This is a genomic window from Paenibacillus sp. SAF-068 (assembly GCF_051967555.1).
GTDB lineage: Bacteria > Bacillota > Bacilli > Paenibacillales > Paenibacillaceae > Paenibacillus.
In genome coordinates, this window is sequence record NZ_JBQCJX010000003.1 from 70055 (window position 1) to 90280 (window position 20226).

Genomic DNA, 20226 nt, shown 5'->3' on the forward strand with positions numbered 1-20226 from the left:
ATCCCTGATATTTTAAAAAAAATATATAGATCTGTTGGAAAAGGGGGGTTACTGTTGAAGCTTATAAGTTTTAGAGTAACACAATTTCGTTCTGTAGAAGATAGCGGTTGGATTAATGCCAGTGATGTCACAGCTTTCATAGGGACAAATGAATCCGGAAAAACAAATCTGTTGGTGCCGCTGTGGAAGTTAAATCCTGCAAAAGATGGCGAAATTAATGCAATACAGGACTACCCTCGTGACCAGTATCATATTATTCGTGCTAAGAAGTGGAAGCCAGTATTTATTGCGGCAAGATTTCAACTCTCAGAAAATTTAAGCGATACTATCTCTACAATGACAAAATTACCTAGAGACCAAGTAAACCATGTTATTGTAACGAAGAATTATGATGGTGAGTTCAACGTAGAGTTCCCAGAAGCAAACGGACCTTTGAAACCCGAGGCTCAGTTAGTCCGTGATAAAATGACGCAGACTGTTCAAGACATTAAAGATATCCCAACTACACTTAAAGCTGACGAAACCCTTAAGGAAAATATCTTACATGTGTTGGAGACGGCATTGTCAGTTGTTGAGGGAATTGAAGAACAGACAACTGATTTATCTATTCTGACGCAATTGAAGAATATACTTAACGAAATTGACTTATCGAAAGCTGCTAGGAGATCATCTGTTTCACCAAGGTTTGGACAGTTAGTAGACGAACTTGAGGAAATGATTGAAGCCGTGGATGTACCCGAACCAGAAGATAATGAGGAAGTCAATAATTTGATTATAGAGAACCTACCTTTTTTTGTTTATTACTCTAATTATGGAAATCTTGATTCAGAAATATATCTACCACATGTAATACAGAATATGAATAGAAACGATCTTGGCGTAAAAGAAGCTGCAAAAGCAAGAACTTTAAAGGTTCTGTTTAATTTTGTGAAACTGAAGCCTCAAGAAATATTGGAGCTTGGTCAAGATCTTGCACCAGGATCATCTCCAACTCAAGAGCAAATCGAGGCTGTGGCCGAGAAGAAGAAAGAACGAGATGTCTTACTTCAATCAGCCTCAACGGAGTTGACATCGAGATTCCGAGAATGGTGGAAGCAAGGTGATTATCGCTTTAGGTTTCAGGCTGACGGCAATCATTTTCGTATTTGGGTTTCAGACGATAAGAGACCAGAAGATATTGAGTTAGAAGGTAGAAGTACAGGTCTTCAGTGGTTTTTGAGTTTCTATCTTGTTTTTTTGGTAGAGAGTCAGTCTTCGCATAAAGGAGCAATATTGCTTTTAGATGAACCAGGTAACTCATTGCATCCAATTGCGCAAAGAGATCTGTCAGCATTCTTTGAGAATCTTTCAAAAACAAATCAGATTCTTTATACCACCCATTCACCATTTATGGTTGATCCAAACCATCTGGATAGAGTCAAAGCGGTTTACGTAGATACTACTGGTTCTACTGCTGTATCTGCAAATCTGAGAGCATCTGAAGGCCAAGTTAAACAAACCCAATCTATTTATCCAGTTCATGCTGCGCTTGGGTTATCGGTATCAGACACGCTACTACAAGGGTGTATTAGTGTAATAGTTGAAGGAGCTTCCGATCAATATTATTTGAGCGCGATTAAAAATTTCCTTATCGGAAAGGGTCTGATCCTTCCGAATCGAGAAATTATCTTTATTCCTTCTGGAGGGGTTAAAGGTATCGGGGCAGTTGTATCAATTATTTCAGGAAAAGATCAAGCACTCCCCTTTGTATTGTTGGATGGGGATGGGCCTGGACTAAGTGGAGCTAGGAAGTTAAGGGACTCAGCATTTGAATCAAGTCCTCATAATGTTATGGTTGTGAGCGATTATGTTGGTATAGAAGGTGCAGAGATTGAGGATTTGTTTCCTGTTGCTCTTATATCGGATATAGTAACTCGAATGTTACCAAGACCTGCAGACTTAGATGAAGATTTTTTGGACATCGTTCAATCGGGAATTCCAATTGTTCAGCAGATTGAAAACTATGCATCAAAAAACAGTATTGACTTACAAAAAGGATGGAAGGTTGAATTAGCTCAACGGGTAAAAACACAGTTACTTAAAGAGCGAGTTGCTAATCAAATTGATGATTCTACCATGGAATTGTGGGGGAAAATCTTTAAAGAAGTATTGGAACCATAGTTCTTTTACTTATAGTGAAATCAGTAGGGAGTTTTTAAGGTTAGGGTGTTTTCCTTTTGTAGGGAAAACCCCTTCTGCCATATTATTAGCGGAAGGGGTTACACTTAAAAAATGTTTCTGAGTCTCATCATTGAAGGAGAGATCAATATTACTTACACGCTTTTTGTCGTCTAGTATGATCTTCTTTACGACGAGGTGAACAAGAGTTTTACGTTGTTGAAACGGAGAATTACGTAGCAGTGCATCGAAGTTTGTCACAAGGGTACGCACTAGTTCGTAGGATACGGGATCAGCCTGATCGTCTCGAAGTTCTAGTTCCAGCTTTGACTTGCGGGTTAGCTCAATATCCAGATCTTTGTTTAATACAATCAGGCGCTCAGAAAACATATCGCGATCAATATCGTCTATCTCATACAAGTCGAGGTACTTTCGTTTCTTTTCCTCCAAACTGGTGATACGTGTCTGTACTGCTGATAACTCATCACGTAGCGGTTTGATCCGTCCGGATCGTATTTCATTGACATTGTGAACAACTCTTTGCAGAATCTCTGGATTCACCACGGCTTGTCTGATGCGTTCAGTTACCGCTTGTTCTGCTTCTACCTTACGAACGCTGTTGGCGTGGCACACGGCGCTTCCCTGGCTTCTGAATCGACCACAGGAATAGTACATCCGAGTGATCTTCTCGCCATCCTTCGACCGATTGATCGTGCGACTCGCGGTCATGGTGGCACCGCACTCAGGACAACGAATCAGTCCAGTTAGCAGATACTCTCCTTCAAACCGCTTTTTGGGCAACGTGGCCTTCTTTTCCCGGAGTAGCTGAACCTTGTCCCATAATTCTTGACTAATAATCGGGGGATGATGGCCTTCTACTAGAATAGGCTCTTTATTTTTGCCCTTACGTCTTCGTTCTGCCCAATTTTCATAACGATTGTAGCGGATTTTACCTACAAACATCGGATTATCTAACAGGTCTCGGATCGCTGTAGTGGAGAAAGGCTTGCCAGTTTGGGTTTTATGCCCTCTGTGGTTCAATTCATTGGCAATGGTCTTTAATCCATGTCCAGAGGCATATTGTTCAAAAATGTGACGTACAATGACTGCTTCCTCTTCAGCTATTACGACTATGGATTTACTTTCCCGTGAACTGCCGGTGCCTGCAATTACTTTGTATCCTAATGGAACTTTACCGTTATGGTGCCCCATCTTGGCTCGTTGCTTATGCCCCATCTTCACATTGTCTACGATGGTATTTCGCTCCAGTTCACCTACTGCCCCCATCATTTGGAGGGCAAATCGTCCCATGGGGGTACTGGTTTCAAAGTTTTCGGTGAAAGATCGGAATGAAATATTATTTTTCTCCAGCAAATCTACAATATGGAGTAGGTCGATACTCTTTCGAGCCATCCGATTGAACTTCCATACAATGACTTCATTGAACTTACTTTCTTCTGCATCTTTCAAAAGCCGTTGAATCTCGTAGCGTCCTTTGATGCTTTTTCCACTGACCCCGCGATCTACGTACTCATCGACAATATCTCCGCCATACAGCTCACAGTATTTCCTCAGGGTATCAAGCTGGGCATCAATGGAATAGCCGTGTTCGGCTTGTTCTTCTGTACTGACACGCGCGTAAATAGCAACTTTCTTCGGTAGTCTTTGATTCATTTCTAACGCTCTCCTTCATGTTGTAGTGTTGGAATCTCCAGATTAAGCAGCGCCACAGAACCTTGAATCACTGCTTGTTTAATATTACGATCAGCAGAGAGGGTGATTTTTGAGATCATGCTTCGTAATAGTGCTTTTTGTTGCTGTGACGTTGCCCTTTGGAATACAGGCTGAAAGTCTTGAAGCACACGGCGGATACTGCCAAGGGGGATAGGTTGCTCTGGATCATCAACGATTCTTTTCTCCAGTTCTTTCTTTTCCTGCTCAAACATAGCTGTTTGGCTTTGAAGTTTACCGAGTTTTAGCTTCAGTTCCCGACTGTCGATATGTCCATCTTCAAAAAGCTCGTAACATCGGAGAGTTCGTTTCTTCAATAATACTTTCTGTGTCTCAATCTCTTTAAGTCTTTTTCGGAAAGGCTCCAGTTTTTTGTCTCGTCTTTGATTAACCTTTAACGCCAACTGTTCTGCTACGGTAGGCTGGCAAAGGAACTGTTGCATATGTTTGTTTACCCAGTCCTCAGCTTGTTCAGCAGGAACGTGATGAGGCTGACAAGCTGCGTAACCCCCAGAGTTATATCTACCACATACATAATAATGATCTACGTATGAGGCCTTTTTTTTCCGTCTGCGGGATACATGGGCCGTAACCATGCTGTGTCCACAGGTTGGACATTTAAGCAATCCAGTTAGCGTAAAGATATGGGAAGTGCGCTTATTAGGCTGATGGGACCGGTGAGCCAATTGTTGCTGTACCTGCTCCCACAGATCTATTGAAATAATTGGTTCATGCTCTCCGTCTACTATTTTTTTGTGTTCCAAGGCAGACTTGTCTGTGTAGGTTATCTTGCCGATATAGTTAACATTCGTTAAGATGCCTCGCACCGACGCAATATGAAATAGTTTTTGTTTTTTAGTTCGATATCCGTTTTTGTTTAGGCGATTCACGATTGCTTTTAGACCAAGACCACTGGCATACCATGTGAAAATAGTTTGAACCAGCTCTGCTTCAACAGGAATAATCTCTACATGGGAGAGATGTCGGTTCACAGGATGGGAAATCCAGCGATATCCCAATACTAAATTTCCACTATTCCATTTACCGAGTTTGTTACGACGGTTCATTCCAAGACGGACGTTTTGCTTAATTTGGCTACGCTCATGTTCAGCGATGGAGCCGAGCATCTGGATCGCAAACTTCCCCATGGGAGTATCCGTTTGAAGATTTTCCGTAAGGCTATGAAGTGTAATGCCATGTTTGTCAAAGAGTTCAGTGATGAATAATAAATCGTTTAAACTTCTTGATAGCCGACTTAAACGGAGGCAAAGAACCTGCTGAAAGTGCTCTGAACGAGCATCTTTCAGCATTTCATTCAGTGACGGTCTACCAGAAATAGACTTTCCGGAACGCCCTGCATCAATATAGAGTTTGTGAATATCTAGCTGTCTTTCTCGGCAGTAATCATAGAGCACTGATTTTTGTGCTTCTAAACTAAAACCTTGGACTTGTTCTTCCGTTGATACGCGAATATAAAGTGCGACAACCTGTTTTTCCATCATGTGTATCACCTCTATGCAGCATTTGGTTGTGACTCAGGGACAAGCTTATCTGTTTCAGTCGCAGCTTCTTCAGCTTGAAGGTAGCAACAGATCATATCTGCAAGAATATCGATGAATAAATCGAGATCGTTGTTTTCCGTGGAATGGTCCATTGTATAGGTTCCTCCTGTAGTGAATGATTGTAGGTAAGGTTGTAGCTTCGTTACATCAATGCCTTCTCCTTCATGCTAATGAAGCTTCCATTCCCCAAAATAATGTGATCCAACAGTTCAATACCAAGCAAGCAGCCGCTATCTCGTAACCGCTCCGTCAGTTCAATGTCCTGTGGACTCGGGTTGGGATCTCCCGAAGGGTGATTGTGACAGGCAACGATGGCGGCAGAGTTAGCGAGGATGGCCAACTTGAACGTCTCCCTGGGGTGAACCAGGGAAGCGTTGAGTGTTCCGGTAGAGACAGTATGGATTGCGGTCGGCTCATTCTTGGCGTTTAGACAAAGAATCGAGAAAATCTCTCTATCACAATCACCAATGAACTGACGGAACAAGTCAGCGGCGTCCTGTGGCTTGCGAATTGTTCTACCAGGGTAAAGGATGGATGATGACTCTCTTACCATCCGTAAACCGACAACCTGGATGCGTTTGGCTGGGGTATTCGCCCTCTTTGGTCTTTGATTATTAGGTGCTTGGTTACCCGCCATATATGAACCTCCACGATAAAATGTAGTTAATTATTCGTTATCATGGTTATATTAAATATTTTAAAAATGAACAGAATCGGTTTTCCCAGAAGGGCTGGTCACGCCCCGGACCTCAGTGGTTAGAACCCCATCTGGCACATGGCCTTCTATGTCTTGCCCCCGGTGCCCCCTGAATTTTAGGGAGAAAGAAACACTTTTTTGTCAGGGGGGGGATTCTTTTTTTTCTATCTACCTTATTTTTTTTTCGGGGGCAATGGGGGCAAATGACCGAAATCACTTACCCTGCATGAGCTTTCATTGGCCCCAAGTTTTCGAATTTCAGGGACATAGCCCCCGCTTCTGGGGCAGAGTTTTAAAATCCCTCCATAGGATCAAGTTCCTCAGCATCATGGGTAGTTACCAGAGTCTCTTCACGAGTCTTGTTTTTAGTGCTGGGCTCCACCTCATCATATAGAGCTGCTTTTTTCACCCAGAGCAATCTCTGGCGCTGTTTTTTGACAGTTTTTTTCATGAGAAAATGGCGTCGTTCTTTACCCTTCTCTTTTGAAATTTCCGTTTCCGTTAAGTTAGCATCGGCTAATTCCTTCCAAAGAGTAGAAGAGGTGATAGGGAATTGTTCCCCACGTTTGGACAAGAATTGGCTGACTTCGTTATAGATTAGTTCAGGTAAGAAGAAGAAGTGATTCTCATCCTGCCAGCCAACAAGAGTACTGTTGTTCGGAAAGGTCTTCGAAAGAGGGTCTGGATGCACACTATCGCAATGAATGCTTTGGTTGGCCAACAATTGAGAGACAATATTCAAGAAACGTGATGATGGCTTTATCTCCGTAACTTGATGTCCTTGTTCGTTAGCAATCTCAAGAAATACTTTCCAGCCTTCACTCCGAAGTTTATCTCCCATCTCGGTTGTTACTGCTCCAACACTTTCAGCGTATTCTAGACCCGAGTTCAGTCCCAAGTACAACCAAACCGCTGCTTCAACCATTCTGCCGTGAACGCCTAATTGGGATGCTGCTTTTCTCCTTTCATTAAACAACTGTCTCAGTTCATTGTGGTTGGGTTTACTCATGGACTGTCCGACCCATTCCAAGTAACCTTTCATTGCAACACTCAATTTTTCAAAATCGTCCTGAGCCTGTGTTAAACGGTCCAGATTGACATCTGTTTTAAGCAGTTCAGCAGGGAACAAACGGGCTACGCTTGAGCCGCCACCAATTAAATCTTCTGCGGTGACGAGTGCATTGCCCCGTGGCGGGTAGTCTGGTCTGAGAGACGTATCCTGTTTCATACGCCCCCGACCTACGCGATCCCCGTAGCCTCTGAGTATCTGTTGCGCTAGTGATTCCATGCTGTTCTTCTCTCTAGGCGAAGTGGTAGGATGATAGTCATCAATGAGAAGAAGCGAATCCTTTGTGTCAAAACCACGTTTTTCAACCGAGTTAGCTGTATCCTTAAAGCTTGCTGGCGGGTGCTCCAGCAGGTTACCAAAGTGACAGAGAAACAACTTGGCTAAGGTTGTTTTACGACTACCTGTGTAGCCGTGAAGCCATACCAAAAATTTAGGTTCGATCCCCAGCAAGCGAAGTCCTTCACAGAGCGGTGACAAGTAAGTCAACGCCCACAGGACAAGTGTTACTCGATGTGGAGCAACATTTAGCAGGTTCAGGCTTGCTTTCATTGCTTCTGTGCTACCAGTGTTGAAGTTGGAAAGATTATAGTTTTGAAGCCGTGCTTCCAGTTCAACCTTGACATTGGGAATGCCTAATGCGCCGCCAGCATGTAAGTACGTCCACTTATCATCAAGGTTAATCCAGCCCAAATGGGTGTAAATTCGTTCTCTTATTGCCGCTGAGGAAGTGGATTGAATGGCGAAGCGAACCAAGTCGCGGATTCTATAACCTGGAAAGAGGGTCGGTTCAGGTCCCCACATGGTTAACCACTTCATACTTTCGAAATCCTGAGCAGGCACCTGAATGGAAGGTAGCCTTCTTTGTGAGCCAATGAGTAACCCATCAATCTCATAAACTATATTTTTTTCGGTACCATTATCTTTAATAATGGATTTTACAATTCTAGCGATAAAGTTAGCGATGGGGACATGCTCTGTCTCCCCGTCAGTTTTATATTTGGCCACACATAGAGAATTATGGTGTATGGAATGATTGCCTCCCATTAAATGAATGTAATCTTCTGAAGATAATTTTTTTAAGACAGTTTTCTTAGAATTTGCTGAAATTAATAGTGTCACAGGAGAGTTTTTAGGCTCTTGGGTATCCTCATCCAAACTAACACTAGGATGGCATTTCGCAATTTGATCTAAGCCACATCCCAATGTGGCGCATCGAGTAGGGCCGTAGGAAGCATGGGAACGTTCTGCGTGCAATTTCCGAATGCGATCTTCACTGTGATGATCGTGCTTTTGACTGAGTTGTGAAAAGGCCAAAGCAGTTTTGCTGAATCCTGCCCTAACCAGCATGGACACAATGTGAAGCCACTGAGTTTCACTGCATCCATGTAGTTGTTGTTCTGACAGCGCCTCTTTTATCACCTTGCATTTGCTTGAAAGGCGTTGTAACTTGTCTTCACTAATCGATGAATGCACAGGCTTTGCTATCTTGGAAACAGAAGCAGGCTTTGATGGGAGTAGCGAAGATACTTTTGGTGAAGTTGACTGCTTTTTGAGTTTTCCTTTGATCAGTCGATTCAGTACATCCTTGGGCAAGTCAGCCAGTGGAATGTCACCGGGACCTCTATCTTCAATCCAAAGGTATTGCCCACCATTTTGATGCTGGGAAGGTGGAATGACCGTCATTTGTCCATCAGCCAACAGAGCCAATTCTTCGTGCACCACTTCGGGATTGACGTCAGCTTGTTTTCGCAAAGCCACGTGTTTCGGTACACGAAACAGATATCTCGACCCTCCTCCTGGAGTTGAAAATTGCCAAGTGGGAGGAATGTTTTCATCAAATAACTGCTCCATTTTGGTTTGTCCGTATTCACCGTCAATGTCGAATCCGATTACTCCCACTTCTCCGCCAAGGATCATGCCTAAGTTCAATTTTGGTGATTTTTCGAACCACTTTTTAAGAACAGCAGGGTCTCCGGAGGCCTTGGAAGGCCAATTGGCGATCAGGGGAGCCTTTCCTGGTCTAGTGCAGTTCTGCTTGTGTTTTTCAAAAGCGCCCTTATGATCTGCCGGGCACAATGGGAGAAACTTAAAACCCATGTTACCTTGGGCTAAAGTTAACGCTGCTGTATGAACAGTCAATGTATTTAAAATACTTGCCGAGAGTGTGTTATTCCTATTAAGTATTGTCATGCTGGATTCACCTTCCATATTGTTATTAAAAGGGGGCGTAGCCCCCGTTATGTTCTTATTAAAGGTTGTTCTTGTGATTTATTCATTGACGACTTTGCGTCTGCGTTTGTGTTTAAAAGGACTAGATTTTGGTACTCGGTTGATCATATCTCCATCATTGTCCTGGTCATGGTCTGTGTCGATCAATTCGTCTGCATCATTCAATTCAAACTCCATATCAGTCAGGACTTCCATATTACGCGGGTCAAGATAATTGCCGATCAATTCGTCTTCATCGGTTAAATCGCCGTATGTGTTGACTAAGCTGATTAAATTTGGGTCGGTTTCAAAGTCGCTCTTCTTGTTATTATCGTTCGTTGTGGGAATATTACTGGCGAGGTTGGATGCAAGGTTAGTCATGTCATGAGATGGCTTTAATTTATTTTGGACTAACTTGAAAAAAGCAACCTTATGTGATCCATTTTTTAAATATCTAACTCTCTGAAAAGAGATGGAAGATGCATTGGAGAAATCAAGAGAAAAATCATCAATTATTTCGTTAACCAGTTGACTGGAATAAATATTGAATTTTTTTCCGGATTTTTTTAAAGGAAAGTAGTTCTCGTCACCAGTGAACCCCAAACCAATAGCGATCCCTTCGGGATTGAGAGCAACTTGAACATTTTCCGTAGCGCCGATTTCCTGTATGACCTCAGGGCTAAAGGTGAGGCGTGTACTACTTTTATGTTTCACTACTGTCAAAACACTGTTTGGAATAACTTTTCTACCCGAGTGTCTGCTTGCAGAAGGGCGAAAATTCATCTCTGTTAGGATAGATACTTTGTCGTTTGTTTCATTTTTTTGTGTCATTGTGCATTCTCCTTTTATTTAAATAATTCTGTTAGAGACACAAGGCACGAAACAAAAAACGCGCCAGCAAAAATACCCTAAAAAAGGTAATTTTACTGGCGCGTTTATAGAAATCGTATGATAACACCGAAGTGTTACTTCATTACGATAATATTCGCTTTTGTCGTGGCTTTTCGAATACGTTGTATTCCTTCATCGCCCCGGCCAACGTGTATGTTTTATAGATCACATTTTGCCATAAGGAAGATTCCTTGTCAATCCATTTATAATATTTTCTTTTATATTAGGATTCTTTACTTCTATGATCCTACGTGTTGTAAGCTGAGCGTCACAGCTTCATACAAAAATATAATATACACTTATTTTTACTACTGTTTCTAATAACTCATACACTGATGAAAAAAAAGAATGGCTACATGTGTGTAACCATTCTGTACGCTTTTTATCCGAGATTTTTGAAATTTGAAATACCTTCCCAAATTGTTGTAATGATGAGCCATAGAGATGGGAAGAAGTTAAGTAAGCTCTGTATGGGGTGAAATAGCAGTCCGATAATGCTTCCCAAAAAGATCATAAACGAAGCTAACCAAGCCCCACTTATTGCATGAAAGACATCCCAAATAATAAAGGTCACGCGTTCGAAATTGGTCAACTGTAGCATTTCATTAAAGTTCATCTTTAGATTGTGGATTAGTTTACTTGGTGTATTCACAATGTAGGAAAAGTTGTATAGCACATTGGTGGACAGATCGAGCGTTGCAGGTACCCATGCTCCCTTAATAAATTTCAAATGATAACGAAGGTCTGTTTCACCGTAAGCTAATGCAATCGTTCTTTTCGATTTCGCATCAGTTTGTCTCATTTCCTTACCTAATGCACCTGAATTAAATGTGTCCATGTACGTGATGAAGAACGCCTTGCTGGATTTTTTAATTTGGTCGTTATTCATTTGACTCATATTGGTGAGTGCGGACGAATTTTGCTGTTCGCCTAGAACGGAAAATGTGGATAGTAATACTTTTGATTCATATTTCTCATCTAGACTTGAAAAGCTTGTCCAGACATAGAGTATAAGTGTAAGAACAATTGCTATTTTTGAAAAATTCTCATATATTTTGCCCATTGACGGAAGTCCTCCTTCATGATGTGTAACACCATCAGCGGTTAATTTTTGATAAATGTTCCAGTGCTAAATATATATTCGTCAAAAAGCCCTTGTGACCCATAAGGTAGTGAAATTGTGTTCCCTTTTAGAACAACATCGGATTGCCCTTCCCCGTACCATACCAGTTCTAGAGGGGATGTATCTGTTTCGCTAAAAATGTAGTTATAGCTGTATACCCAAACGTATGTTTCAAGTAGTCTATCACTGGCCACAATTACAACCTCCGGCACGGAATCGCTATCAAAATCATGCTCTTTTACGTAAAAACTGAAGCCTTCTCTCAAATCACCAAAATCATCAAATGGACTGGACGTGCTTTGTGGAGCATCGAATGGAAGTTGCCATCCTTGATGAAGAGAATCACTAATGGCAAGGGCCTTTACGCCATTCGGTGAATCCATTCCAATGAACAGGCTTATTGGCTCGCCGTCCAATACTAAAGGCAGAATAAGATCAGCATCAGGAGGACTCCATCGGCTAAAGTTACTTAGAGTAGCGCTATCTGTCGCCACGGTTACCTCTGTTGTTGCTGTTTGCTCGGAAGAGGGTACTGTCGATGTCGAATCTGTTGTGGCTACAGTCGGCTGTTCATCCTGTGCGATGGGATTGCTCACAGCTTGAGAGGTCGTGTCTTCTGTTGGCGTAGCTTCAATTACGGTGGTTTCAGAGGTCGCTCCCTCTAATTTGTCCACAATATGGGCTGTGAATAGAGTCCACTCCGTAGTAGCAGGCTGAAATTGCTCACCATCTATACTGAACTCAATGACATCAAAACTAGCATTACCAAATACCTGAAATACGGTTCTTGCCAGTACATTTACACCTGAATCCGAAAACGTACCCTCATACATAACGTAGTGATCCAGATCAGATGCACCTTGAAATGAAACATTCTGCCACGAAACATTGCTGAAATAGTTGGGATGCTCCACAATATTCTTTAATTTGTATTTCGACTCTCCAAACGAAGCATTCTGTACAACAGATATGTATTGCTGATTTTCACTCATCGTCATTGAAAGTATAGCTGAGCCTACAATGATGATCGCGGCACCGGAGGCAATGATAGCTACTCTGGTTTTGCGCTCACGAACAACTTGGATTTGTCCTGGTCTTGTGTTATCGAGTTGTTGGAGCAGTTGTTTGAGTAGGGTTTCTATTGACACTTTGGAGTTGCTGATCAATCGCATTGTTGCACCTGTTCGATTCGTGAGTGTTAGATGCTTGCTTCGAAAGGAAAGCCAGAAGAAAACGACTGAAGCGATCAAGGCGAGCCAGTGAACACCTGACCCTGTCGAGAACAGTATTGCGCTAATTGCTGCAAACAGTATTGCAAATAACAATTGGAACCAGCTAATACTATTTCCCACTGAAACTTTTTGAATATCTGAATAGGTGAGATGATCCTGTTTTATACCTAAAGAAAAGATACCTAAGATTTTGCTGATTGTTTGTAATTGAACTTCTTGTTCACGAAGTGTCACGGTAGATTCTCTTAGAAAATAGGTTAGATAGCTGAACCCGCCTTTCCAAGTTAGCTTGAAGGAATGAGGGTTATTTTCTGTTGTCATAAGGAGCTCCTTTTTATAAATAGGTATTTTTGTGGGCTGGTTAAAATCTTTTGAAGGAGAAAGTAGTAAGGCGGAACTTACACAGAAATATTAGTAAAATCTCGTTTAAAGATTGTTTTAATATTAACATACAATTGTGAGGTTTTAAACAAAATACCTTGTTACTGTATACTCCTAATTCTCATGTATCCTCTCTAATCTTAAAGGTGTAGGAGAGTGGATGCGATGGAAGGCGATATATTGTTGACGTTAGTAGGAGCCAGAATAAAGACGTTACGAACACAAATGGGATTGTCTCAAGTAGAGCTTGCAGAAAAAGCTAAATCACAAGACACATACATCGGAGAAATTGAACGTGGCAATCGTAATATTTCCTTAAAAATGCTTGCCAAAGTTGCGAGTGCACTGGAAGTCTCGGTAGAGGATCTCTTTTCATTTGGCGAGATAACGGAGACAGAAAGCATGATCAAGCAAAAACAGCTTATTGAAATCTTAAGGTCGAAACTCGAAAGTCGCTCGTTAGAGGATGTGCAATTAGCACAACGAATTCTCGAAGATCTTTTCAACACTATTGATAAGCATTACAGTAGAAAGTAGAGTAACAGGCAAAGAAGTAAGTATTCTTTGCCTGTTTTTATTTTAATCGGTGGGAATTACAATGAATTTTGGATTTACTTTTATCCCAAGAGTGGCATGAATTCTATGAAAACTCATATTTCTAGTGGACTGGTTTGCTTGATGCGTAAAGGACTTAGCCATGGAGGGATCTTCAAATAGAAAGTAGTCTCTGTCTTTCTGTTTACCAAGCATGGCAATGAAGGCATAGTTGTAACTACCTAAATTGCAGATGCCTCCGCTGCCTAAAGGAATCAAATCAATGATTTCCTGAATAGTCATCTCTTCAGGCATTTCAGGTTGCTTATCCAATGCAAGCAATAGACAAGCGAACAGTCGATCTGCATTCGCTCTTTCAGTTATCAAGTTCAGGTTGAATCGTTGACTGCTGGCGGTTTCCCAGTCTAGTGTGGTTATGATCGGCTCGGGTAGATTTAGGGAGCTTTCGGCTATTTTGCTGAGGATCTCGCGATGTCCGTAGGCAAACAAAAAGCGACCTAGCTTCACAGAAGCCTGATCGCCAAGTGTAGATTGTGTCTTGGGTAGGAGTTGATGGTAAAAGTCACTGTATTGCTCTATAGTTGCGGACACATTTTCAAGTACTACGCACTCATCCTGTATTTCAGCTTCTCTGAGCAGGTCGTTCATGCCTTTGACTCGACGGGAATCTGTGAGTTCGACCTGATCAGGACATAGAAGATGAGTAATAAAGGCGATTGTATTGAACGCATATTCGTCTTTTCCGAGTAAGTCTTTCCAGTATGAGATAACAGATGACGCTTCTGGTTTATACTGTTCTATGAAGTTCTTCCAATTGCTAATGACAGTTAGATGGAGCTTTTTGTACGGGTATGGAATGCTTTGTTGTTGCCATTTGCCGCAAGACCATGAGAGGGTAGAACGTAGGGTGTGGGCTTCGATGGTGACAGGATCAGAGAACAGTTGTTTCCAGTCCTCTAATGGCTCAATTGGAAACTTGGCAAAGGGAAAGCGGGCAAGGTGTTGTTCATGATGTGTTTTTATAAGCACAGCCAGTGATTTTTTCTTGGCATCAGTCAGTTGCAAGGACATTAGATGATGCTCCTTTCAGTTATAGATTAGGTTTAGTTGGAGTTGACAAGGAGCCATTGCTCGGTCTCAGTAGAATGAATACCTTTTAACGTAAAAAATGTCATGCTACATTCATTGTCCAGCATGACGTAGATTTTATACAAAGTGTATTCCTCATAAAAAGTGTATTGTTCAATGTATTCAGGGTAATACGTACCCGCAGAACAGGAGAAGGTAGTTTCATCGTGTTGAATGGGAGTAAGTTGATCAGCTGTTTCCATGATGAAGTACCATTGACCCGGTGGAGGGAAGGCTTCTCCTTCATGTGGATCGCGAAGTTGTTGCATGTAATTGTAGATGAATGTAAGGCAGGCTTTAGGAAATGAGTTGGTTTGGATTAAGGTAGCGAGCTGCTTATCAGATGTCAGGTCGATCATTTTTCTGATTCCTCCTGATGGCAGTTACTTTGTGGGTTATTACTATAGCGTGGATGGTTGTTAGCTTCGGCTGCTCTAAGTGCTTCGTGTGAAACGTAGAATGGTTCAGTCAGTTCCGAAACCCAGCCTAGTGCGAACTCAATGGGGCTTCCTTCAATGGCTGGGGGTTCATCTGCCCAATCCTTTTCTAGTGCGAATTGGATATTGTCCTCTTCTATGGTTACAAACAAATCTGTACCATCATAATAGGGATTCACTGTGTCTACTTCCTGAAATGTAAGAGCGACCCGCACTTGATGCACGGGTCGCTCTTTTTCGTGAATTTGAATTTCTTTCTCTGCAATGGTGAGGAAGTGAATATCGCCTTCAGGGTTGAAGGTTGACTCCAATAGTACTAAGAGTTTTCTTTGTGTAAAGTTCATTTGTATACCTCCATAGATTGTATTCATAGGTATGATATAAAAATAAAACTTGGTTTATTACAAATTATTGGGAAGGGTAAAAGTAATATTTGAACCAATTAAAAAGAGTATTGTGGATGGTTGTTGTTAATTTCCGATGCTACAAGTGCTTCGGGTGAAACATCTAAAGCTTCAGCCAGTTCCCGATACCCAGCCCAGCGCGAACACATTGGGACTTCCTTCAATAGTTGGAGGTTCATCTATCCAATCTTTTTCCAAAGTAAATTGGATGTTGTCCTCACCCATGGTTGCAAATAAGTCTGTACTTCCAAAATAAGGATTGAGTAAGTCTCCTTTATGAAACGTAAGAGCGACCCGCACTTGGTGTACGGGCCGGTCCTCTTCGTGGGTTTGGAATTGTTTTTCCACGAGAACTGAGAAAAGAAGCTTCTAGTTATTATTTATTATGCAAACCTCCCTTACATAATTCAAATTTAAAATCTATAAGCGGAAAATTGTTGATACCTTGTATGAATGACCGATTATAATACTTTGAAGTTTGTTGTTCATCGTTGTTCCAAATAACAATTGACTCTAAATGGAATATGTTGTATTGTGGAACAACAGAGAACAACGAATATAGGGAAAAGAGGTGTGCGATGCTGCCCCACAAATGGAGAGATTTTCAGTGTTTTGATCCTGTGAAATATTTACCGGAACACGCTCAGCTTTTTTCATTTCTTAAAAAGTATAGCTTTTCCATACCGGAAGGACACTTAAAACAAGCACTATGGTGTCATTATATGGGTTTTTGGGCAGCGGCTAACGCACAAATTAGGACATTTTTTGAATCAGTATTTGATGCGATGGCGGTTTTCGTTTTTGGTGGATCTGTAGATAATTTACCTTCAAAAGAAAAAAGGGAGAAGCTTAAAGAAACAATTCCACCGATTTTATCCCGTAATTTGAATGAGGTTGGGAACAACGGGAGAAATTTTTCTGAAGGGATTTTTAAAAGACTTCATGCTGAAGGATCTCACCCGGGGTTATCTAATCCGGATGATTGTACGTTTCGTCTGAATTTGGTTGTTTTAACTTCAACTTACTACTTGTGTAAATTTGATCAAGTAGCAGCGCTAGCATTTGATAATAAGGGAATTGGAGAGGGCAGAGATGGCGGACTATAAGGCGAGCTTAAGTAGAAGTCAAGGAAGAGAAGCATGGGCTGTTATTTTTAGACATCCCATGCGGAGAGATGTGCGTGGAAAAATAGGATTAAGAATCAGGAAAGGATTAGGAACATCAGATGAGGTAGAAGCCACTAAATTAGTCGAGCAATTAAATACAATCTTAAGAGATGAAACATATTGGACAAGTTTAGCAAGAGATAGAGCCGAGTTATTGTTCGATTCTAGAGTTGTTTCTGCTTTTTATAATAAACTGGAAGAAGTTCCTAGTGATCTTAAGAAGATTAGAGAAGGTTTTTTACCCTTTCCAAGTGTTGAAGATGGTTATTCAAGAACACTGTTGGTGGGTACCACAGGAGCAGGTAAAACAACGCTATTGAGGCAAATCATGGGCACCCATTCTAAGGAGGATAGATTTCCATCTACTGCTTCAGGTAGAACTACCATTTGTGACATAGAAGTAATATGTGCTGAAGAAATGGCGTATAGTGCTGTTGTTACATTTATACCGCGACTTGAAGCTCGCTTCTATATCGAGGAATGTGTGCAGGCAGCCGTTCAATCTAGACTCTTTATGGAGCGAGATGATCAATTTGTTGATAGTCTCTTAATTCATCGAGAGCAAAAGTTTAGATTAAACTATGTTCTTGGTCATCCCTCTTCATTAAGGCAAATGGCTTCTTCAAATGAATATGATGAATGGGATGAAGAAGAGCAAGAGGATAATTTTAGTGATGAAGCTATAGAAAATTCTCTAAAAGAAACTCTGTTGGATGCATTAAATGGCTATTTGCTAGAGATTTCTGAGTTAAGTAAACTAGCCAAGGAAACTGTAACTGCACAACTTTCCATTGATGAAAAGATGTTAGAAGGTGAAGATAGGGATGCGCTGAATGAGCTGGTGTTGGAGTACTTAGATATTAGTTCAGCTTTCCATGATGTAATTGATGATATTCTTGATGATGTACAATCTAGATTCCATCAGTTAACCATTGGAAATTTACAAACCGATCCTCACGGATGGGGGATCAGTTGGACTATAGAACTTGACAAGAAAAGTGAATTTCTCCGAGAAATACGGCGTTTTTCTAGTAATCATGTAGATCAATGGGGTACTCTGCTTACACCTCTTGTAGATGCAATAAGGGTTAAAGGACCATTTAAACCTAAAGATTTGGATGAAGTTCCACGTTTAGTAATTATAGACGGGGAAGGTCTAGGTCATGTAGCAGATACAGCAGTTAATTTGCCTACTAGAATAACAGGTTTATTTGATACCGTTGATTCAATTATATTGGTTGATAATGGAAAACAGCCTATGTTGGCAGCTCCACAATCGGTTCTCAAAACTATTTTAAATAGTGGATATATGAAAAAGTTAATTGTTGCATTTACACACCTAGATGGTGTTAATGGTGATAACATGCCTAGAGGGATAGACAAAGTAAATCATGTAAAAGCCTCTATTGGCCCAATTATTTCAAAAGTACAGGAAGATAGTGGATTTGTGTCAGCAGGGCACGTTGAGCGTATATTAAATGAAAGATCCTTTTTCTTTTGGGACTTGCCCAAAGATTTAAATAAAATTTCAAAAAGACAATTATCAGGGATGATAGATGAAGTGATTTATTCTTCGGATCAACCCCCGCTCCCCCACGCGAAAGCTCGTTATGAAAGTATAAGTCTTATTGTGGCTATCCAAAATGCAGCAAAAGAATTTCATGAAAGGTGGGATTCTAGATTAGGAATTAGATATAAACCAGGAATCACCACTGAGCATTGGACTCGTATAAAAGCTCTTAATAAGCGCTTGGCTTTTACTGGTCAAGACTATTATGACACTCTTATGCCAATATCGGACTTAATACAACTTTTGTCCCATTCTGTAAGTGGATTTTTAAGAAATCCTGTTGAATGGGTAATTGAAGCTAAAAGTGACGAAGAGAAGGAAGATGTTATTAACCTATTCCGACAAGAAATTTTTTCTACCCTTCATGAGTTTACAAGATCCCTCCTATGGATTAACCATAGATCTGAATGGAGTGGAATGTTTGACCTCAAGGGTACAGGAAGTGGAAGAAAGAGATCAGAGAAAATAAGTAGATTTTTTAATGAGAGGGTTTCAGTAGTTGGCAACATATCAGCTAAAAATCAAGAAGAGGTTCAATTTATAAAAGATGTTTACAATTTAGTAAGCCAAGCTATTGAAGAACAAGGTAGCTTCATTTCCAAATATTAAGAAATAGCATCCCCTTGGGGATGCTATTTCTTAAATTAATCTTCGGGGAATAGTTGTATCTGCTCTAAAATGCTCTGTTTCTTAACCTTGCTCTTTATGACAAGAGTTTCAGGAAGCCAGTGCTTGTTCTTTATTCTAATCTTTTTAGTTGCTTCACTAAATAAAATGTTTTTTGACTTCCGGATATCCTCCAAAACCTTTATGTGAAATTCAATGTCATCAAAACGATCCTTTATGGTTTGAATAGGTCCAATCTCACAGCCAACCCATTTTCGCTTTAAAATCTCGCTAACAATATAGGTTGTTCCGCTACCTCCAAATGGATCAAAAACTGTATCACCTTCATTAGTTGATAAAGATATGACTCGTTCTAACAGCTTTAAGGGTAGCTCATTACTAGTTCTTGTCTTGTATTTACTGTGTCTTACTGGAGATATGTCGTACCAAACATCAGTTAAATTAATGCCGTTTGGATTTAGTTTGTCTTTGTACCCGCCATAGTCATGGATGTCACCACCACAATGTCGGCAAACTTCTAAAGGCCTTCTTTCAGTATTAAAAACACTAGGTTTCTCACCTTTAGTATAATAAAGGAGGCCATAGTGAGATGGGTATAATTTATTTTGAATAGGAAGACTGTATTTAACATCAGCTGCTATCCAGTGTCGTAGTGTAAGGTGTTTATTCAAAATTTCAGCAATGTAGGTATTCCACACTGGTAAATTCCAAATAAATAGAGAGCCTCCCTCTTTAAGTAAAGATACACACTCTAGTACCCAATCCTCAGTCCACTTTAGATACTCTTCTTTAGAGAGTTTGTCATTGACCCCCGATTCATAATTTTTATTCAGGTTGAATGGTGGATCTGCAAAAATAAGATCAACGGATTCCTTAGAAAGTGTTCTCATTAATGAGATACAATCAGCTTGAAAAAGCTTTCCTTGTTCAGTCTGAAATACTGGTTGAAACTCTTTTTCTTTATTACGCTTTCCTGGTTTAAAGTACTGTGAGATTTCTGATGAATGGTCAGCTAAAAACTCTTTTATTTGATTATCAATAAAACCTAGACGTAATTTGAATTGAATTTCCGACTGATTAGTAGCATCTAGAATTTTTTCTAAATCCCCTGTATAAGGATAAATCATTTCTTTAGAATAGTATTTTAATTTGCTAAGTTTGACCCCCGAGATCTTAGCAAAATCTTTTAGTTCAAAATCGTCTTTGACGTTAATTGCATAATAGAATTTATTCATGTATAACCCTCCATTATTTTATTGTATCAATTATCTATAACAGTGTCATTGAC

The 20226-nt window shown here is 40.6% G+C and carries 16 protein-coding genes; 4 read left to right on the forward strand and 12 right to left on the reverse strand.

Annotated elements, in window-relative coordinates; genetic code table 11:
- Window positions 1-54: 54 nt before the first annotated feature.
- Window positions 55-2160: an AAA family ATPase gene (locus tag ACTHPG_RS18155; RefSeq protein WP_440390878.1), complete on the forward strand. Its 2106-nt coding sequence runs from the start codon at window positions 55-57 to the stop codon at window positions 2158-2160.
- A gap of 9 nt (window positions 2161-2169) precedes the next feature.
- Here the strand turns inward: ACTHPG_RS18155 and ACTHPG_RS18160 are convergent, their stop codons facing one another.
- The 8 genes from ACTHPG_RS18160 to ACTHPG_RS18195 form a co-directional block, all read right to left on the reverse strand.
- The gene (locus tag ACTHPG_RS18160) at window positions 2170-3831 is read right to left on the reverse strand and encodes a recombinase family protein (protein ID WP_440390879.1); all 1662 of its coding nucleotides are present in this window, start codon (window positions 3829-3831) and stop codon (window positions 2170-2172) included.
- 2 nt (window positions 3832-3833) lie between these two features.
- Window positions 3834-5390 (reverse strand): recombinase family protein, encoded by a 1557-nt coding sequence (locus ACTHPG_RS18165; RefSeq protein ID WP_440390880.1) that lies wholly within the window; start codon window positions 5388-5390, stop codon window positions 3834-3836.
- Between the two features lie 11 nt (window positions 5391-5401).
- Window positions 5402-5542 carry a hypothetical protein gene (locus ACTHPG_RS18170; protein WP_440390881.1) on the reverse strand — a complete coding sequence of 47 codons (141 nt, stop codon included), beginning with the start codon at window positions 5540-5542 and terminating at the stop codon, window positions 5402-5404.
- 50 nt (window positions 5543-5592) lie between these two features.
- Window positions 5593-6087, reverse strand: coding sequence for a JAB domain-containing protein (locus ACTHPG_RS18175; protein WP_440390882.1), 495 nt, complete (start codon window positions 6085-6087; stop codon window positions 5593-5595).
- A 352-nt stretch (window positions 6088-6439) separates the two neighbouring features.
- Window positions 6440-9406 (reverse strand): bifunctional DNA primase/polymerase, encoded by a 2967-nt coding sequence (locus ACTHPG_RS18180; protein WP_440390883.1) that lies wholly within the window; start codon window positions 9404-9406, stop codon window positions 6440-6442.
- Between the two features lie 78 nt (window positions 9407-9484).
- Window positions 9485-10255: a hypothetical protein gene (locus ACTHPG_RS18185; protein WP_440390884.1), complete on the reverse strand. Its 771-nt coding sequence runs from the start codon at window positions 10253-10255 to the stop codon at window positions 9485-9487.
- A gap of 442 nt (window positions 10256-10697) precedes the next feature.
- A complete protein-coding gene (locus tag ACTHPG_RS18190) occupies window positions 10698-11378 on the reverse strand; it encodes a hypothetical protein (protein WP_440390885.1) in 681 nt (226 codons plus the stop codon).
- A gap of 41 nt (window positions 11379-11419) precedes the next feature.
- Window positions 11420-12991, reverse strand: a complete 1572-nt coding sequence (locus ACTHPG_RS18195; protein ID WP_440390886.1) for a hypothetical protein — start codon at window positions 12989-12991, stop codon at window positions 11420-11422.
- Window positions 12992-13216: 225 nt separating this feature from the next.
- On the opposite strand from ACTHPG_RS18195, the gene ACTHPG_RS18200 reads away from it, so the two are divergent.
- A complete protein-coding gene (locus ACTHPG_RS18200) occupies window positions 13217-13588 on the forward strand; it encodes a helix-turn-helix domain-containing protein (RefSeq protein ID WP_440390887.1) in 372 nt (123 codons plus the stop codon).
- 42 nt (window positions 13589-13630) lie between these two features.
- On the opposite strand, the gene ACTHPG_RS18205 is transcribed toward ACTHPG_RS18200, so the two are convergent.
- Genes ACTHPG_RS18205 through ACTHPG_RS18215 form a run of 3 tightly spaced genes read right to left on the reverse strand, consistent with a single transcriptional unit; the run spans window position 13631 to window position 15515 of the window.
- On the reverse strand, window positions 13631-14677 hold the full coding sequence (locus tag ACTHPG_RS18205) for a hypothetical protein (RefSeq protein ID WP_440390888.1): 1047 nt from the start codon (window positions 14675-14677) through the stop codon (window positions 13631-13633).
- A gap of 32 nt (window positions 14678-14709) precedes the next feature.
- On the reverse strand, window positions 14710-15093 hold the full coding sequence (locus tag ACTHPG_RS18210) for a hypothetical protein (RefSeq protein WP_440390889.1): 384 nt from the start codon (window positions 15091-15093) through the stop codon (window positions 14710-14712).
- Entirely contained in the window at window positions 15090-15515 is a 426-nt protein-coding gene (locus ACTHPG_RS18215; RefSeq protein ID WP_440390890.1) for a hypothetical protein, read from the reverse strand. Before ACTHPG_RS18215 ends, ACTHPG_RS18210 begins: the two co-directional genes overlap by 4 nt.
- A gap of 638 nt (window positions 15516-16153) precedes the next feature.
- On the opposite strand from ACTHPG_RS18215, the gene ACTHPG_RS18220 reads away from it, so the two are divergent.
- Window positions 16154-16681 (forward strand): hypothetical protein, encoded by a 528-nt coding sequence (locus ACTHPG_RS18220; RefSeq protein ID WP_440390891.1) that lies wholly within the window; start codon window positions 16154-16156, stop codon window positions 16679-16681.
- Window positions 16668-18920 carry a hypothetical protein gene (locus ACTHPG_RS18225; RefSeq protein WP_440390892.1) on the forward strand — a complete coding sequence of 751 codons (2253 nt, stop codon included), beginning with the start codon at window positions 16668-16670 and terminating at the stop codon, window positions 18918-18920. Before ACTHPG_RS18220 ends, ACTHPG_RS18225 begins: the two co-directional genes overlap by 14 nt.
- A 35-nt stretch (window positions 18921-18955) precedes the next feature.
- On the opposite strand, the gene ACTHPG_RS18230 is transcribed toward ACTHPG_RS18225, so the two are convergent.
- The gene (locus ACTHPG_RS18230) at window positions 18956-20173 is read right to left on the reverse strand and encodes a DNA-methyltransferase (protein WP_440390893.1); all 1218 of its coding nucleotides are present in this window, start codon (window positions 20171-20173) and stop codon (window positions 18956-18958) included.
- Window positions 20174-20226 lie beyond the last annotated feature (53 nt).

Coding starts and splice junctions, on each gene's coding strand:
- ACTHPG_RS18160 (WP_440390879.1), bottom strand. CDS start 3,831: ATGAATCAAAGACTACCGAAGAAAGTTGCTATTTACGCGCGTGTCAGT.
- ACTHPG_RS18165 (WP_440390880.1), bottom strand. CDS start 5,390: ATGATGGAAAAACAGGTTGTCGCACTTTATATTCGCGTATCAACGGAA.
- ACTHPG_RS18170 (WP_440390881.1), bottom strand. CDS start 5,542: ATGGACCATTCCACGGAAAACAACGATCTCGATTTATTCATCGATATT.
- ACTHPG_RS18175 (WP_440390882.1), bottom strand. CDS start 6,087: ATGGCGGGTAACCAAGCACCTAATAATCAAAGACCAAAGAGGGCGAAT.
- ACTHPG_RS18180 (WP_440390883.1), bottom strand. CDS start 9,406: ATGACAATACTTAATAGGAATAACACACTCTCGGCAAGTATTTTAAAT.
- ACTHPG_RS18185 (WP_440390884.1), bottom strand. CDS start 10,255: ATGACACAAAAAAATGAAACAAACGACAAAGTATCTATCCTAACAGAG.
- ACTHPG_RS18190 (WP_440390885.1), bottom strand. CDS start 11,378: ATGGGCAAAATATATGAGAATTTTTCAAAAATAGCAATTGTTCTTACA.
- ACTHPG_RS18195 (WP_440390886.1), bottom strand. CDS start 12,991: ATGACAACAGAAAATAACCCTCATTCCTTCAAGCTAACTTGGAAAGGC.
- ACTHPG_RS18200 (WP_440390887.1), top strand. CDS start 13,217: ATGGAAGGCGATATATTGTTGACGTTAGTAGGAGCCAGAATAAAGACG.
- ACTHPG_RS18205 (WP_440390888.1), bottom strand. CDS start 14,677: ATGTCCTTGCAACTGACTGATGCCAAGAAAAAATCACTGGCTGTGCTT.
- ACTHPG_RS18210 (WP_440390889.1), bottom strand. CDS start 15,093: ATGATCGACCTGACATCTGATAAGCAGCTCGCTACCTTAATCCAAACC.
- ACTHPG_RS18215 (WP_440390890.1), bottom strand. CDS start 15,515: ATGAACTTTACACAAAGAAAACTCTTAGTACTATTGGAGTCAACCTTC.
- ACTHPG_RS18220 (WP_440390891.1), top strand. CDS start 16,154: ATGCTGCCCCACAAATGGAGAGATTTTCAGTGTTTTGATCCTGTGAAA.
- ACTHPG_RS18225 (WP_440390892.1), top strand. CDS start 16,668: ATGGCGGACTATAAGGCGAGCTTAAGTAGAAGTCAAGGAAGAGAAGCA.
- ACTHPG_RS18230 (WP_440390893.1), bottom strand. CDS start 20,173: ATGAATAAATTCTATTATGCAATTAACGTCAAAGACGATTTTGAACTA.